This is a genomic window from Flagellimonas marinaquae (assembly GCF_023716465.1).
Taxonomy (GTDB): domain Bacteria; phylum Bacteroidota; class Bacteroidia; order Flavobacteriales; family Flavobacteriaceae; genus Flagellimonas; species Flagellimonas alginolytica.
Window position 1 is genome coordinate 1,308,686 of record NZ_CP092415.1, and the last position, 15,573, is coordinate 1,324,258.

The 15,573-nt window shown below is 41.2% G+C and carries 17 protein-coding genes; 8 read left to right on the plus strand and 9 right to left on the minus strand.

The features are described 5' to 3' along the window. Together MJO53_RS05910 and MJO53_RS05915 are read left to right on the plus strand one after the other, a co-directional pair. Complete coding sequence (locus MJO53_RS05910; protein WP_252080830.1) at positions 1-468, plus strand: hypothetical protein; 468 nt, start codon at positions 1-3, stop codon at positions 466-468. 95 nt (positions 469-563) lie between these two features. Then, the gene (locus tag MJO53_RS05915; RefSeq protein WP_252080831.1) at positions 564-1,091 is read left to right on the plus strand and encodes a DinB family protein; all 528 of its coding nucleotides are present in this window, start codon (positions 564-566) and stop codon (positions 1,089-1,091) included. Positions 1,092-1,100: 9 nt separating this feature from the next. Here MJO53_RS05915 and MJO53_RS05920 read toward each other — a convergent pair whose 3' ends face one another. Further along, a complete protein-coding gene (locus MJO53_RS05920) occupies positions 1,101-2,624 on the minus strand; it encodes a SulP family inorganic anion transporter (protein WP_224836152.1) in 1,524 nt (507 codons plus the stop codon). Positions 2,625-2,881: 257 nt separating this feature from the next. Next, positions 2,882-3,802, minus strand: a complete 921-nt coding sequence (locus MJO53_RS05925; protein WP_252080832.1) for a nicotinic acid mononucleotide adenyltransferase — start codon at positions 3,800-3,802, stop codon at positions 2,882-2,884. 124 nt (positions 3,803-3,926) lie between these two features. Here MJO53_RS05925 and MJO53_RS05930 point away from each other — a divergent pair, with 124 nt between their 5' ends. Further along, complete coding sequence (locus tag MJO53_RS05930; RefSeq protein ID WP_252080834.1) at positions 3,927-4,928, plus strand: NAD(P)H-dependent glycerol-3-phosphate dehydrogenase; 1,002 nt, start codon at positions 3,927-3,929, stop codon at positions 4,926-4,928. Position 4,929: 1 nt separating this feature from the next. Here MJO53_RS05930 and MJO53_RS05935 read toward each other — a convergent pair whose 3' ends face one another. The 7 genes from MJO53_RS05935 to MJO53_RS05965 form a co-directional block, all read right to left on the minus strand. Beyond that, entirely contained in the window at positions 4,930-7,560 is a 2,631-nt protein-coding gene (locus MJO53_RS05935; RefSeq protein WP_252080835.1) for a carboxypeptidase-like regulatory domain-containing protein, read from the minus strand. 124 nt (positions 7,561-7,684) lie between these two features. Next, positions 7,685-8,389, minus strand: coding sequence for a GLPGLI family protein (locus MJO53_RS05940; protein ID WP_286037774.1), 705 nt, complete (start codon positions 8,387-8,389; stop codon positions 7,685-7,687). A gap of 64 nt (positions 8,390-8,453) precedes the next feature. Next, the gene (locus MJO53_RS05945; protein WP_252080836.1) at positions 8,454-8,651 is read right to left on the minus strand and encodes a hypothetical protein; all 198 of its coding nucleotides are present in this window, start codon (positions 8,649-8,651) and stop codon (positions 8,454-8,456) included. Between the two features lie 25 nt (positions 8,652-8,676). Then, positions 8,677-8,886 carry a hypothetical protein gene (locus MJO53_RS05950; RefSeq protein ID WP_252080837.1) on the minus strand — a complete coding sequence of 70 codons (210 nt, stop codon included), beginning with the start codon at positions 8,884-8,886 and terminating at the stop codon, positions 8,677-8,679. Positions 8,887-9,174: 288 nt separating this feature from the next. Then, positions 9,175-10,842: a glycerol-3-phosphate dehydrogenase/oxidase gene (locus MJO53_RS05955; RefSeq protein ID WP_252080838.1), complete on the minus strand. Its 1,668-nt coding sequence runs from the start codon at positions 10,840-10,842 to the stop codon at positions 9,175-9,177. Between the two features lie 6 nt (positions 10,843-10,848). After that, positions 10,849-11,157 carry an antibiotic biosynthesis monooxygenase family protein gene (locus tag MJO53_RS05960; RefSeq protein ID WP_224836139.1) on the minus strand — a complete coding sequence of 103 codons (309 nt, stop codon included), beginning with the start codon at positions 11,155-11,157 and terminating at the stop codon, positions 10,849-10,851. Further along, positions 11,158-11,514, minus strand: coding sequence for a hypothetical protein (locus tag MJO53_RS05965; RefSeq protein WP_224836138.1), 357 nt, complete (start codon positions 11,512-11,514; stop codon positions 11,158-11,160). It abuts the gene before it with no gap. Between the two features lie 61 nt (positions 11,515-11,575). Between MJO53_RS05965 and MJO53_RS05970 the strand changes: the two genes are divergently transcribed. The 5 genes from MJO53_RS05970 (at position 11,576) to MJO53_RS05990 (ending at position 15,439) form a co-directional block, all read left to right on the plus strand. Next, positions 11,576-12,106, plus strand: coding sequence for a CvpA family protein (locus MJO53_RS05970; RefSeq protein WP_224836137.1), 531 nt, complete (start codon positions 11,576-11,578; stop codon positions 12,104-12,106). A gap of 178 nt (positions 12,107-12,284) precedes the next feature. Further along, positions 12,285-12,797, plus strand: a complete 513-nt coding sequence (locus MJO53_RS05975; RefSeq protein WP_252080839.1) for a CAP domain-containing protein — start codon at positions 12,285-12,287, stop codon at positions 12,795-12,797. 105 nt (positions 12,798-12,902) lie between these two features. Beyond that, on the plus strand, positions 12,903-13,445 hold the full coding sequence (locus MJO53_RS05980) for a 3-hydroxyanthranilate 3,4-dioxygenase (protein ID WP_224836135.1): 543 nt from the start codon (positions 12,903-12,905) through the stop codon (positions 13,443-13,445). Beyond that, positions 13,442-13,816 (plus strand): DUF1304 domain-containing protein, encoded by a 375-nt coding sequence (locus MJO53_RS05985; protein WP_224836134.1) that lies wholly within the window; start codon positions 13,442-13,444, stop codon positions 13,814-13,816. Before MJO53_RS05980 ends, MJO53_RS05985 begins: the two co-directional genes overlap by 4 nt. A gap of 69 nt (positions 13,817-13,885) precedes the next feature. Then, positions 13,886-15,439, plus strand: a complete 1,554-nt coding sequence (locus MJO53_RS05990; RefSeq protein WP_224836133.1) for an aldehyde dehydrogenase family protein — start codon at positions 13,886-13,888, stop codon at positions 15,437-15,439. Positions 15,440-15,573: the final 134 nt, after the last annotated feature.

The window sequence follows — 15,573 nt, forward strand, 5'->3', positions numbered from 1 at the left end:
ATGAAAAAATCAATGATAGCCTTGTTACTAATCCTCGTTGTAGCAAGCTGCAAAACCAAGGAAAAAGAGACGGAATCCACTCAGGAAACCACAGAAAATCTTACTGTGAAGGTTCCATCGCCCACTTTGGAGATTGGATGTTATACTTATGATGCAAACGGAAACAAAGTGGTTATGAAGATTACCCAAATCAACGATTCCGTGATGGGCCAACTTGATTACTCCCTTAAAGAGAAAGATGCCAGTTCAGGGATATTTTCCGGTGCTTTAAAAGATAGTCTGCTCTTTGGGAGCTATGTTTTTATGTCTGAAGGCATTGAAAGTTCTAGGGAAGTTGCCTTTTTATTGACCGGTAATCAACTTATTGAAGGGTTTGGCGAACTGGATGAAACTGGCATGGCGTTCAAGGATAAAGAAAGTATCAATTTTGCCTCATCTATGCCTTTGACCAAATCTGAATGTTATTAAAGCTGTTTTTGTTTTCAAATTCCACCTTTTATAAAACATCTGTATCCTTTCTCTTTATTTTAATGCTTCAAGTAAAATATTATTAGGCAAAAGAAATGAAACTACCCTACCGAGAAATCCCAAAATATCCAGAAAACTACTTGCCCGGAAATATATTGGCCAGATTAATAGATGGCTTAGGGTATCGATTCTATTGGGCAACCGAGGGGTTGACGGAGAATGACCTTGCCTACAGACCATCAGAAAAGGGACGATCCATTTTTGAAACCATGGAACATATTTATGTATTGTCCAACAATATATTATTGGCACCAGATGCAAAACCCTATGAAAAGCCAATAAATCCGGCTCCATATTCTTTCAAGGATTTAAGAAAAAAGACCTTGGGCAACCTTCAATCTGCGAGCAGTAAGGTTAAAAATGCCACCATGGAGGATATGGAAAACTATAAAGTGATCTTTAAAAAAGGTGAACATAAATTCGAATTTCCAATTTGGAACATCATTAACGGGATGATTTCGGATTGCATTCACCACACAGGCCAAATTGTTTTGATGCGACGTGCCAGCGGCAATCCACAAAATCCAAATGTGAATGTGTTCATGGGAAAAACCAAGGAATAAGTATATACTTTAGTCCACCACAACTTTATAGGTTGGGTCTTCCAATACGTTCACTTCGATAATATCGTCGGCATTGGCCAATAATCTTCTACAGTCTCGGCTCAAGTGTTTCAGGTGCACTTTTTTGCCCACTTTTCGATAGCGTTCCGTAATCTTGTTCACAGCTTCAATAGCGGACATATCGACTAACCTACTTTCCGCAAAGTCGATGACCACTTCCTCCGGATCGTTCAAAACATCAAATTTTTCAGCAAATAAAGTGGTACTGCCAAAAAATAACGGGCCGTAAATTTCGTAATGCTTTACGCCCTCCTCATCAATGCTTTTTCTGGCGCGGATACGTTTTGCGTTGTCCCATGCAAATACAAGTGCGGAAATAATCACACCTACCAATACGGCCAAGGCCAAATTGTGAAGGAATACGGTGACCAAAGTAACCAACACCATCACCAACACATCGGATTTTGGCATTCTACGGAAGGTTTTTAGGCTCGCCCATTCGAAGGTTCCCAAGGCTACCATGATCATAAGTCCTGTAAGTGCGGCCATAGGAACTTTTTCAATAAGGCTGGAACCGAACATTATAAACACCAAGAGCATTAAAGCGGCCACAATACCAGAAAGTCGTGCGCGTGCACCGTTGGAGGTATTGATCAAACTTTGTCCGATCATGGCACAGCCACCCATTCCAGAAAACAATCCAGAGAGTATGTTGGCCGTTCCCTGGGCAACGGCTTCCTTATTGCCCCGACCACGTGTTTCGGTAATTTCATCCACAATGTTCAGTGTCAGCAAACTTTCAATAAGACCAACACCTGCCATAATTCCGGCAAAAGGGAATATAATCTGCAAGGTTTCCCAAGTAAAAGGAAGGTCGGGAATATGAAATGGAGGAAATGTTCCTTGAATGGAGGCTATATCTCCAATGGTCCGTGTGTCCAATCCCAAGAAAAAAACAATCCCGAAGACTAATAGAATGGCTGCTAAAGATGCCGGAACTACCTTGGTTAGTTTGGGCAGTCCCCAAATAACTACCATAGTAAGCAACACCAAACCCAAGAAAATGTACAAGGTACTTCCGCTCAACCACTCGCCATCCACGGTTTTGAACTGGCTCATCTGCGACATAAAAATAATGACCGCCAAACCGTTTACAAAACCAAATATAACCGGATGGGGTACCAAGCGCATCAATTTTCCCAATCGAAGCACTCCGGCCAACAGCTGCAAAATACCTGCTAGGATTACGGTGGCAAATACATATTCTACTCCATATTGCTGTGCCAACGTTACAATTACCACGGCCACGGCCCCGGTCGCACCAGAGATCATTCCTGGTCTACCGCCCAAGATAGACGTGACCAATCCCATTACAAAAGCAGCATACAAACCTGTCAATGGCGACAGGCCTGCGATAAATGCAAAGGCAATGGCTTCGGGCACCAGAGCAAGTGCAACGGTTAAGCCCGATAAAATTTCTGTGCGATAGTTTACTTTCTGGGAAAAGTCAAAAAGATTAAGATACTTTTTCATGGCTTATTTCTTGAAGCGGGCAAAATTAGCATTATTAAATGCAAGACCCTAATTGCCCAGGAATTTTTAAGGATTTGATAATGTAACAGTTAGTGCGATCTATAAAACAGCTCTTTTGGTGAACGATGGTTAACGGTATCGTATCCACTTTAACCTATCCATAAAAAAATCGCCCCGATCAATTAAGCTCGGGGCGATCCTTAACTAAATAACCAACCAAAAAAACTGTTTGTATAGTCGAACCATAAAGTTCTTCCTTACATATTTCGTTGACGGGAAACATTCATTACAGGATTGTTGGTCTTTGAACGTTTTTTACCTGTTCCGCCGTTCGATTTTAAATATTGGATGTATCCTCTACCTGTAAACTCGTACACGGTTCCACTGGATACATGGTACAATTCTATAGTGTTATCATTGATAACGTACAACTCAAAATAATCATTGCCCAAGAAGTCATAATCGAGTGTTAAAGTTTTCAGAGTGGCATCGTTGGCAACATCGAACACTTGGTAATCTCCCTGATAATCCCATTGTATATTGGTCAATGGAATTCCCTGTGCATCTACGGAGGATCTAAAATACCCGCCATCATCTGAAAAAAATTGCAAGTAGTTTTCATTATCGAACTCATTTAGTGCGCCTAATTCACTAGTGTAGGTCTTCTCCCAAACTTGATACTCCTGCAATACATATTGGATATTATCGTAGAAGACCATATCATAATCAAACTGACTTTTTTGATAACCTTCCAAAACATAGGAGGTATCTGATCTTGAATCATATATTTCCAATGTATTATTATCCAGCGCATACACATCCAGCAACCACAATCCATCCACATCGTGGTTTATTTCCACTTGACCGGCAAGGGTCGCATACAAGCCTACATCGATACCTTTTCCATTACCTGTTTTTCCCAGACCTGAAAGATTGTTGTTCGCATAAACGGTTCCCCTGTCAAAAGAAATCGTAAAGGCGCGTTGCAAAAAGGGAACTTCACCATTGCCACGAGTTTCATTGATATCCACATACCATAGATCATAGGATTCCAAGACCAAGGCGGTATTAATGGGCGATTCTTCTATAAAATCGTCTTCCACAATAACCTCGGTATAACAAGAACCGGCCAATAGGCCTATGAGTATAATTCCAAAGAGTAGTTTTTTATTTTTCATAATCGAGGTTTTAAGGTTCACTTTAGCTAGACCAATCACTGTGCCATTTTTATTAACCATTTGATAATCAAGCTAAAACAGACACACTATTTTATTTTTTAGATTTACACCATAATTAGGATACATGAAAGACAAGCTTACCTTTGGCGTACTTGGAGGTGGAAGTTGGGGAACAGCCATTGTAAAAATGCTGACCGAAAATTTGGATCAGGTAAACTGGTATATGCGAAGCGATTCTGCTATCCGGCATATTGAAAAGGAAGGTCATAACCCCAATTATTTGAGTTCGGTGGAGTTTGACACCGATCAACTGCGCATGAGCCACAATATAAACAAAGTGGTCGATGCTTCGGACGTACTCATTTTTGTGATCCCGTCGGCTTTTTTGGAAAGGGAGTTGCAATGTTTGACGAGTTCCTTGACAGGAAAAATTATCTTCTCGGCCATTAAGGGCATTGTTCCTGAAAGTGGGCGTATTGTTGGGGAACATTTTAATGAGAAATACAATATCCCATTCGAGGATATAGGTGTGATCACCGGCCCATGCCATGCTGAGGAAGTGGCACTGGAGCGCTTATCTTACCTAACCATTGCCTGTGCGGATGCCGATAAGGCCAAAATGGTGGCAAATCACTTAAAAAGTGATTATATCCGCACTAAAATCTCCGATGATATTATTGGAACCGAGTACGCTGCCATGTTGAAGAACATTTATGCCATTGCAGCGGGGATCGCCCATGGTCTGGGATATGGGGACAATTTCCAGAGTGTGTTGATGAGCAATGCCATCCGGGAGATGAAACGGTTTATTGACAAGGTGTACAAAATGAAGCGTAACATCAATGCTTCTGCCTATTTGGGCGACCTATTGGTAACAGGCTACTCCGTTTTTAGCAGAAACCGCATGTTCGGGAATATGATCGGCAAGGGCTACACGGTTAAAAGTGCCATGATGGAAATGAACATGGTGGCCGAAGGCTATTATGCCACCAAAAGCGCCCATGACCTTATGGATAAACTACAGAAAAAGTCCAAAACACCGATCATAAACGCGGTGTACCAGGTGCTTTATAAAAACAAGAACCCGAAAAAGGTGTTTGAGAAGTTGACGGAGAAGTTGGATTGATTTAAAGCTTATACGAAATCTTAAACATCACAATCCTTGGCATAATGGCAGTGAATTGATCGCTGATCAAAAAATCCGAAAAAGAGTTCTGCCTTTTGAACCGCACATCAAAAAGGTTTTGAACGGAGACTTCGAAACCCCAAGGACTGTCTTCCTTTTGATAAAACAGCGATGCGTTGGCTACATCAAAAACATTGGTCAGGTTTTGTCCCTCATTAGTGTATTCCGTTCGCTCATAATCACCCTTCAAATGAAAATCATTGAGAAACACATAATCCAGATTTGCAAAGATGCTCGAATTGGTAAAGGTGTTTTTATTAGTGGGTGTGGTATAAACCGATGGGTTGTGCGTGTAACCCAGCTCAATATTGGGCCATTTATCGAAAAGGGTCTCCACCTTACCTGTGGCAGAAATAGAACGGGACAGGTTTTTGGACACATTGTTGTTCACCAACTGGAAAAACTCGTTATAGCTTCCCCTACTTTCTACGCTAACTTTCATCTTGTTGATTCGCTTTCCAAATCTAAAATTGGCATTTAAGGAGTTTTCGGGCTGGTTGAACAGGGTGTAGGTTACAAATTGATTGATGCCGTCCAATACTGTGGTGTTCTTTACACTTTGTGTTCTTTTATTATAGGTCAAACCAACATTCAGATTTAAACCTCGGAATAGACTGAACTTATAATAGGTCAAGGAATAGGAATGGTTTCTTCCATTTTGTAAATCGGGCGTCCCCAACCCCACCGAATTGAAGGATCTCAGCATAAAATTAGTGCCCAACTGGTCAATGGTCGGGAATTGCATCCGCTGCCGGTATCGGAATCGTATTTTTTCACTACTATTGAACTCCGCCTCTGCATCAAAAGCCGGCAGCAGAACTTGGGTGCTATTGTTTACCGAAAGCCTGTCTTGCTCATTGTCCCAATTGTAATTGTGATAAAATAGTCCTGATTTCACCGTAAAAATACCTGCTAAAAATTTATATTCCAGCCCCAGAAATGTGTCATTGAACCGATAATCAATATGGTTTCCAAAGCCATTTTCTGAAAAATCATTGATACTTCCATTGGTGAGTTGTTGTATTTCACCACTTGTGAAATCATCGAACCGTAAATTGGTGCCGAAGGTGGTATAGATGTGGTTGAAATTGTTGAGCACCCAATAATCCTTCAATACTAAATCAAAGGATGTGGTCCGGGTCTCTTTCTTCTGAAAAACTTGATAGGAATCGTTTTCTTCCAGAGGAATCAAATCTTGCAGAAAAACTTGGTCCGTTTCCCAAGTATTCTCCGGAGTGCTTTTTTGAAATGCCATAGAACCCTCCAAACTCAGGGTTTGAGCTCTTGAAAAACGCTTGCTGTATTCAACATCCTGCTTAAGTTCCAGTGCGGAAATATTTTGCAGGGTGTTGAAAAAAGTACTTCGATCGTCACTCTGAGTCAAAATGATGCCATCGCCCTTGTTTTTGGTGAATTTTGCAAACGAATTCAGGGTTACATTCTCATCGCTGTTGGGTTCGTGTTCCACCGTTGCCTTCCCGATCAAAAAGAAATTGTCGTAATTGTTGCGTTCCGTTCTGTCTTCGTCCAAGAATCCATCGGAGTTGTTGTAAATGTTCAGGGTGTTGGATTCCGTTTCGGTATCGCTGCTGTTGGCAATTACATAACTGTTGATGTCCGTTTTGGGCGAGACCGTTTGCCTAAGATTGAATGCCCCAAAGCGATTGGTGTTCGCCCTGAAATCGGTGTTGTTCAAAAATTGGGAGAAATCGTCTCGGCTCAGGGAAAAATAGCCGCCAATATCGTCCATAAGCTTGCCAAATCCCCCATTGAACTCCAAATAATCGGAAAAGGAGAAACTTTTGACCCCAATATTGTTCAAGTCCCCAATAAAATTGATGTTGGTGTTGGGGCTATAATAAAATAGATTGGGATGCACCAAGTAACGGTCTTTGATTCCGCCACCTGCTTCCATATCGCCAAAAGCGAATTTCTTTTTGTCCTCTTTTAGTTTGATGTTGAGCGCCAGTTCATCGGAATCCTGCAGTCCTTTGAGAAATCCGATTTTATTATAATTGTCTAGCACTTGAACTTGATCTACGGCATCGGCAGGAATATTGTTTACGGCCAACTTGCTATTGCCCGTAAAAAAAGTCTTGTCCTCCACCAGTACCTTGGTTACTTTTTTGCCTTGGGCGGTCACATTGCCTTCTCGGTCCACCTCAATGCCGGGTAGCTTTTTAAGTACTTCACGCAGTTTACGTTCCTCTCCGGTAACAAAAGCATCTGTTTGGTAGGTTATGGTGTCCTCTTTTACTTCTATTGGAATTTTGTATTCCAAGACCACCTCATCGAGGTCGTTGGTTTTGGGCACCATTTTCAAATCTTTTATTTCATCTTGTATTGCGGTATAATCAAACGAGAGTTTTTGGTAGCCGAGGTAGCTCACCTCAATGGAGTAGGCCACCTCTTTTTCCAAGCGCAGCACATACTCACCCTTATCGTTGGTAATGGCAAACTGGATACGCTCACCATCATTTTTGGGGAAGGCCAAGATGTTGGCGTCGATCATTGGTTCGTTGGTGGAGCTGTCCAATACAACGCCACTTAAAACCACATTTTGTGCGAACACATTTGTTATGCCAAAAAAAAGAATGCCTATCTTAAAAAGGCATTTTTTTATTAAAACCGAAACTTTGATACTATGCAATCCGTATAATTCTAAATAATATTAATTAAAAAATTATCTTTCTCTACTATCGCTTAAATTTCTCTCGTAATTTATCAAATTCTTCTTGCGTGATTATGACTCCTGTATTAAGTTTAACTATGTTATAATCAGATTGGTTCAATAAAATTTCTGTAGCACTGTACGTGCGCTTGTCATCCGTCAATTCCAAAATTAATCCTGGTAGACCAAAAAAACCGGATGGGCCGAACATATATGGAATTTCTGGGCAGTACCATGCGATTACATTTTTTTCAAAACTTCCAGCATCATTTTCAATTGAGTAGCGGGTGGTCGCCTTGTAGCATTTATATTTTCCAATCATTTTTGAGCTTTTGGACAGTTCCCAATTAGGTTTGTCAATCGGAATAAGAAAAGTTTCTCCATAAGCCACTTCTTGTTTTAAAAACTCCTCAGTTTCCAAGTTGTAATAGAACTTTTTCGTACCCCCCAACATTACTTTGGCAATCTTGGCTTGAAAATCATTGGTGCCCATCCTATCCTTTATTTCAAAAAAAGCCTCTCCTCTATTGAAGGTTAATTCAAAATCCATAGGGTTATTTTTGATGGCTTTATTCATCGCATTATATTGTTGGTTTACCGTTTCTGATTTTTCATTTAATCTGAAGGTCGAAGAGGCTTGATATGTAATCTTACCTGTTTGTGCTTTTGTAGAAAGCACCATTGTTAAAAAAAGTAATCCAAATAACTTGATATTAGGTATTGTTTTCATACTTAATTTTAAAAAAATTAAACATAGGACAACCTTTTGAAAGGTTGTCCTGTCAGATATTTTCTCACATTAAATCAGCTTCGCACCATTCTTGAATAATTCCAGACATATGGTAGGCATCTGCATGGCTCATCCCCGCTCCTTGAAGTTCATTGTGCACATCAATTGCTAGAATTTCACATTTACTAAGCTGCAACGGAGACATAGATAATAAGGCTACACTGAACACCAGTGCCCCGATTTTAATTTTTATATTTTTCATAATAATGGATTTTAGAATTAGTTTTTTAGAAAGAAGCTCCCCATTCACACCATTCCAATGCTATCCCAGATATGTGATATGCATCAGCATGCGAATAACCAGCTTCTTGTAAAGATTCGTGAATATTAATTGCCGCAATTTCACATTTACTTAACTGCGGTACGTTGGTTGCCCGACCTAAAAACAACCCTGAACCAATAAAAAACATAATCATTAAAAAAATTGCTTTTTTCATTTTCAAAAAAATTAAGTAGGTTAAAAAATCAGTTTTACTTACTTCAAGATTTGCGCAAAAATGTAAGATTGGTGTCAAGCTATGTAAATATTATCTTTCAAAATCCTCTAAATCAATGGGCGCCCCTTTTGAGTTGACAGATAGCTGTTTTGAATTGATGAATTGATAATTTTCAGTGTTCTTCGAAAGAAAAATCGTGTGGAGAACTGGAAATCAACAAAATCCTATAAATTTTCCTCGAATTGATAGGTTTTGGCAAAGAAAAATATAATTAAAGAAGAAGTTGGATTAATCCCGCTCCAAAGAAAAATCGGAATGCTCCTTTAACTGGGCATCCAATTCGGTTGAAAAAGCCGCCATTGCCTCTTTTGAATAGTTGTAGGCTTTCTGGAATTCTTCGAACACCGGCTCCTTGTATTTCCGAACACTATCAATATCAAAATAAAGCCTGCCCGTTCTCCGAATGAAAAAATCCAAGGGATTCAATGCTTTTTCGTAGGCAATGGCAAATTGTACTTCTGCCCGAATCATGTTTTCTTGGGGGTCGTTTCCCTTAATCTTAGCATATAATTCCAAAATAGTTTCTGCCTGCTTACCATAGGTGGTTACTAAATACCAAGCTTCGTACTTTGTAAAACCATCCCCTTGAAGCCGCTCTTGAAGTTCGGCAATGTATTTTTTTACATGTTTGAACTTTTTAAAGTCGTTTCCACAAAGTGGAATCTTATCCGTGGTACACGCTTTGAGTTCCACTCCATAATCTTCTTCCATTTTTTGGGAAATACGGTTCACGGTGCGCTCGGCCATTTTTCGATAGCCCGTAAGTTTACCTCCGGCAATACTCACTAATCCAGATTCAGAGGTGAAAATTTCATCTTTTCGGGATAATTCAGAAGCGGATTTGCCCTCTTCGTGAATCAAGGGGCGTAGTCCAGCCCATGAAGAAATAATATCATCCAGTTCCAGTTGAATGTCGGGGAACATATGGTTAACGGCAGAAATCAAATAAATGGCATCGGCCAATTCTGTGGTCACATGGTCCTTGTCCGAATTATAATTGGTGTCTGTCGTCCCAATATAGGTAACCTTGCCACGTGGAATGGCAAACATCATCCGCCCATCGGGAATATCAAAATAAACGGATTGCTTCACGGGAAGTTTTTCCTTCGGAAATACCAAATGGACACCCTTGGTCAAGTGCAAACGCTTGCCTTTTTTGGATTGGTTCACACTACGCAGCTCATCCACCCAGGGACCTGCCGCATTGATCACATATTTTGATGAAATCTTGTACTCGTCTCCAAACACTTCGTCCGTAAACTTGACCCCTGCTACCTTTTCATCGTCATACAGAAAATCGGTGACCTTGGTATAATTGAATATCCGCGTACCAAATTGAAGGCTTGTTTTTAGGTTTTCCAAAGTAAGTCTCGCATCATCGGTGCGGTACTCTGCATAGTATCCTGCACCGTTCAAAATCTTTTTGGGCAAAAGGGGCTCCAGTTTCATGGCCTCCTTCTTCTCCAGCATCTGGCGTTTATCGTCCCCCGAAACCTGCGCCAGAATATCGTAGACTTTTAAACCAATGGAAGTCAACCATTTTCCGTAGGAACCACCCTCGATCAAAGGGAGCAACATTTTTTCGGGAATCACCAAATGCGGGGCCAATTTATGTACGATGGCCCGTTCGGAACCTACTTCTTTTACCAACCAAAAATCAAATTGTTTTAAATAGCGTAGTCCGCCGTGGATCAGTTTAGTGGATTTGCTACTGGTACCAGAGGCAAAATCACCTTTTTCAAGCAGTAAGACTTTCATTCCTCTGGAAGAAGCATCCAAAGCAATACCGGCACCGGTAATACCGCCGCCGATAACCACAAGGTCATACAAATCCCTATCAATATTTTGGAGGGCCTCTCTTCTATTCACATTTGAAAAATCGATGTTCCCTCCCATAAAATTTTATTTGTTGAATTCGTATTCACGCTCCACGCGACATATGCGTACTTTGTACCAAGAATACCAGGTTTCTATTCCTCGTTTTTGAGCTTTTTTATGATCTAGTTGAGATTTCCAGTTGGCAACGGCCTCCAGACTTTCCCAATAACTAACGGCAATGCCCATGCCATCCCGGGCACTTTCAAAACCCAAAAACCCTGATTGTTTTCGGGCCAATGCTTCCATTTCTTCAGCCATTTGGCCATATCCATTATCTCCTTCGGTTCTCAGGTTGGTAAAAATTACAGCGTAATATGGTTTTTTAAGTTCCATTTAAACAATGTACTCCTTTTCCAGAAAATAATTCACCACAGCTTCCTTCATTAACACGGTCTGCTCCCCTGCTTTTAGCGGTGGTAGTTGTTCCTTTACTTTGTAATGGGGCCATCCATCTTCATCAAAAAAATCAAAATCGTAATAGCCATAAGGTTCCAAAAGGCGGCAGATAGCAATGTGCATCAGATTGACCTTCTCGTCCTTTTTAAACTTACGATGAAAATCTCCAAGCTCTTGGACCCCTACCAAATAAACAATCCCGTCCAACTCCAAAGGGTCACCATCAGAAAACTGTGCAGACAATTTTGCCACCAAAAATTCCCATCGTTCCTTTAATTGTTCGTCTCTTGACATCTGTTTTTGATATGAGTTTCAAAGGTACAAATCAATATTCTATATTTGTTAAAACCCTTGTATGAGCTTTTTGGACATCATCATCGGAATTCTGTTGATCTGGGGCCTATATAAAGGCTTAAAAAATGGCCTTTTTGTTGAGCTGGCATCCCTGATCGCCCTTATTGCCGGAATCTACGGCGCAATACATTTTTCCCACATCACCGGCGATTATTTGGCCGCACAATTTGATTGGAGCGAGCAATACCTAAAAATAGCGGCCTTTTTGATAACCTTTTTTGTCATCATCGTTACAGTAAACTTGGCCGGTAAAATATTGACCAAGATTGCCGATTTTGCCATGCTCGGGCTTTTGAACAAAGTCGCAGGCGGTATTTTTGGCGCGTTGAAGGTTGCTGTTATTCTAGGCGCTTTCCTTATTTTTTTTGAAAAGCTCACGACTCCTTTGGGCCTAATTAATGAGGAAACCAAAGAAGATTCTGTTTTTTACGAACCGATCAAAGATTTGGGCGATCTGATCTTCTCCTATGTTTTTGATGACGAAAAAACTATACCTTCCGATAACATTGAAGCCACCGAAGAGATAATATAACCGGCTTTGGTATAGAATGATAAAAATCACTCCCAAAAAACCCTTTGTTTCCTTTTTCCTGTATTTCAACGTAATAATCTGGCCAAACATGGAAATTTCATGGAATAAGAAAGGTGCTCCGCTATTTTAGCAATGAGAACACAAGGGAACTTAGAACACTCCCGAAAACACCCCGAAAATGAAAAAATTATATGGCACTTTGCTGGCCGTAGCGCTTGCTCTTGCCCTGACCACTTGTAGCACTACACCCGCGCAAGAAGATGAATTGGGATATACTGAAGCTACTCTTGGAAATGAAAAACAAACAGTTGACCCGGCTAAAATGGAGGAAGATTTGTTAGGTTTGGTCAACGAACATCGCAAATCGAAAGGGTTAAGCTCACTATCCAAAAGTGCTCCCTCCTATAAATATGCCGAAGAACATAACGATTACATGATTTCGCGCAATGCCCTTAGTCACGATAATTTTGATTCGAGAGCATCAAAAATAGCAGCAGAAACCGATGCTATCAGTGTCTCGGAAAATGTAGCAAGATACTATACCTCGGCGGCCAAAACTTTAGAGGGTTGGATAGAAAGCTCCTCTCATAAAGCTGCCATGGAAGGCGATTTTACCCATACTACACTTAGTGTACAACTAGATAAAGAGGGGAGACCGTACTACACCCAGATTTTCTTAAAGGTTGAATAGGTTTTTCGAGTAAAAGTATATCAAGACCCGTCGTTAAGCGGGTCTTTTTTGTTAATCGCTATGTTGCCAGCAAGGATTTTTTTACCTTTCGTAAAATCTTTGAAAATGGCTATACAGGCACCTTTCAATCTAAATAAATGGATTGAGGAAAACCGAGATACCCTAAAACCGCCGGTAGGGAACAGAAACCTCTATAAAGAATCCGGTGATTATATAGTAATGATCGTGGCCGGGCCCAATGCACGCAAAGACTATCATTACAACGAAACCGAAGAGCTTTTTTATCAGTTAGAAGGTCATATTGAGGTAAATATCCAGGAAGATGGACAAAAGAAAACCATGAAGTTGGGCCCCGGGGACATGTACCTTCATCCAGCTAAAGTACCCCACTCCCCGGTACGAAAAGAAGGCTCGATCGGGCTCGTGGTGGAACGCAAACGTACCGATCTGGATGCAGAGGATGGATTATTGTGGTTTTGCGACAATTGCAACCACAAACTGCACGAGGTTTACTTTAAATTGAATGATATCGAGAAAGATTTCCTAGGTCATTTTAAGCACTTTTATGGATCGGAACAATTGCGCACCTGTGATAATTGTGGTACCATTATGCCTGTGGACGAACGTTTTGTAGCCAAAGAAGAATGATACTCCTATTCGCAAAGATCATAATTGGGATCGTGGCCTTGCTCCACATATATTTTCTATGGCTGGAAATGTTCGCTTGGACCACCAAAGCAAAAAAGGTATTCCGTAGTTTTCCGGAAGATTTGTTCGAACCTACCAAAACATTGGCCGCCAATCAAGGCCTTTACAATGGTTTTTTGGCAGCAGGACTGATCTGGTCACTGTTCATACAAAATGCCGAATGGCAAATTTATGTGGCCCTCTTCTTTTTGGGGTGTGTTGCCGTGGCCGGACTGTACGGAGCTCTCACCGCATCTAAAAAAATATTGATCGTGCAAGGCCTTCCGGCCATCTTAGGTCTAGGCTTGCTTCTGATCCATCAATTCCTGTAAACCCTTAAGAATAATAAGATTATTCGTAATATTGTAAAAATATAACAATTCACTACTAAAAAGTTATAAATGTCAAAAATAGCAGCTGCTTTTGGAATAGAAGAAGCCTTAAAAGAGTTGGGCTTGAACGAAATCAATAATGGTACCTCTACCGGAAAAGATTGGTTTTCAAATGGTGAAATCATAGAATCTTATTCTCCAGTAGATGGTGCACTTATCGGGAAGGTCAAAGCTACCACCCCTGAAGATTATGAAAAAGTGATCAGTACCGCTCGGGAAGGCTTCAAGAAATGGAGAACCATGCCAGCACCCCAACGTGGCGAAGTGGTTCGTCAATTCAACGATGAACTTAGACGGTTAAAAGAGCCATTGGGCAAGTTAGTATCCTACGAAATGGGAAAAAGCTACCAAGAAGGATTGGGCGAGGTGCAGGAAATGATCGACATCTGTGATTTTGCAGTGGGACTATCCCGTCAACTGCACGGACTTACCATGCACAGTGAGCGTCCAGGTCACCGCATGTACGAGCAATATCATCCACTAGGAGTTGTAGGAATTATTTCCGCTTTTAATTTCCCCGTGGCCGTTTGGTCCTGGAATACAGCCTTGGCCTGGGTCTGCGGTGATGCCTGTATCTGGAAAGGTTCGGAAAAAACCCCCATCACATCCGTTGCATGCCAAAATATTGCTGCCCGTGTATTTGCCGCAAATGGCGTTCCCGAAGGTATTTCCTGCTTAATTACCGGAGATTATACCATAGGCGAACTGATGACAAAAGACGAGCGCATTCCATTGATCTCCGCCACGGGATCTACAAGAATGGGAAAAATAGTGGCCAAAACCGTGGCCGAACGCCTTGGTAAAACATTGTTGGAGCTTGGGGGCAACAATGCCATAATCGTTACCCCGGATGCCAATATTAAAAATACCGTTATCGGAGCCGTATTCGGAGCCGTGGGCACTTGTGGACAACGTTGTACCTCTACCCGTAGATTGATTGTTCACGAAGAAGTTTACGATAAGGTGAAAAATGCCATAGTTGATGCCTACAAGCAAATCAAAATTGGAAATCCTCTGGATGAAAACAACCACGTAGGACCGCTTATTGATAAAGATGCCGTTAAAAACTACTTGTCCGCATTGGAAAAAGTTGAGGCAGAAGGTGGAACTATTTTGGTTGAAGGTGGGGTACTGGAAGGTGAAGGATATGAAAGCGGTTGCTATGTAAAACCGGCCATTGCAGAGGCAGAGAATCATTACGAAATTGTCCAGCACGAAACATTTGGCCCTGTACTATATCTTCTTAAATACAGCGGAGACCTTGAAAATGCCTTGGAACTCCAAAATGGGGTTCGACAAGGACTTTCTTCCGCTATTATGACCAACAACCTGCGTGAAGCTGAACGATTCCTTTCCGTAGAAGGTTCCGATTGTGGAATTGCCAACGTAAATATTGGAACTTCCGGTGCTGAGATCGGTGGAGCGTTTGGTGGAGAAAAAGAGACTGGTGGAGGCAGGGAAAGTGGTTCCGATGCTTGGAAAATTTACATGCGCAGACAGACCAACACCATTAACTATACAACGGAGCTGCCTTTGGCACAAGGCATTAAGTTCGATCTATAAAAACATAAAGCCGCCCTTTCAGTAGTCTTACCGGAGGGGCGGTCTTTAAACCAACTTAACTAACTCAAACTTAAATTTAAAACCCTACTCCAATGCCGGAACTTTGTCGGGAGAAATAGGGTTCTTTACCTAAT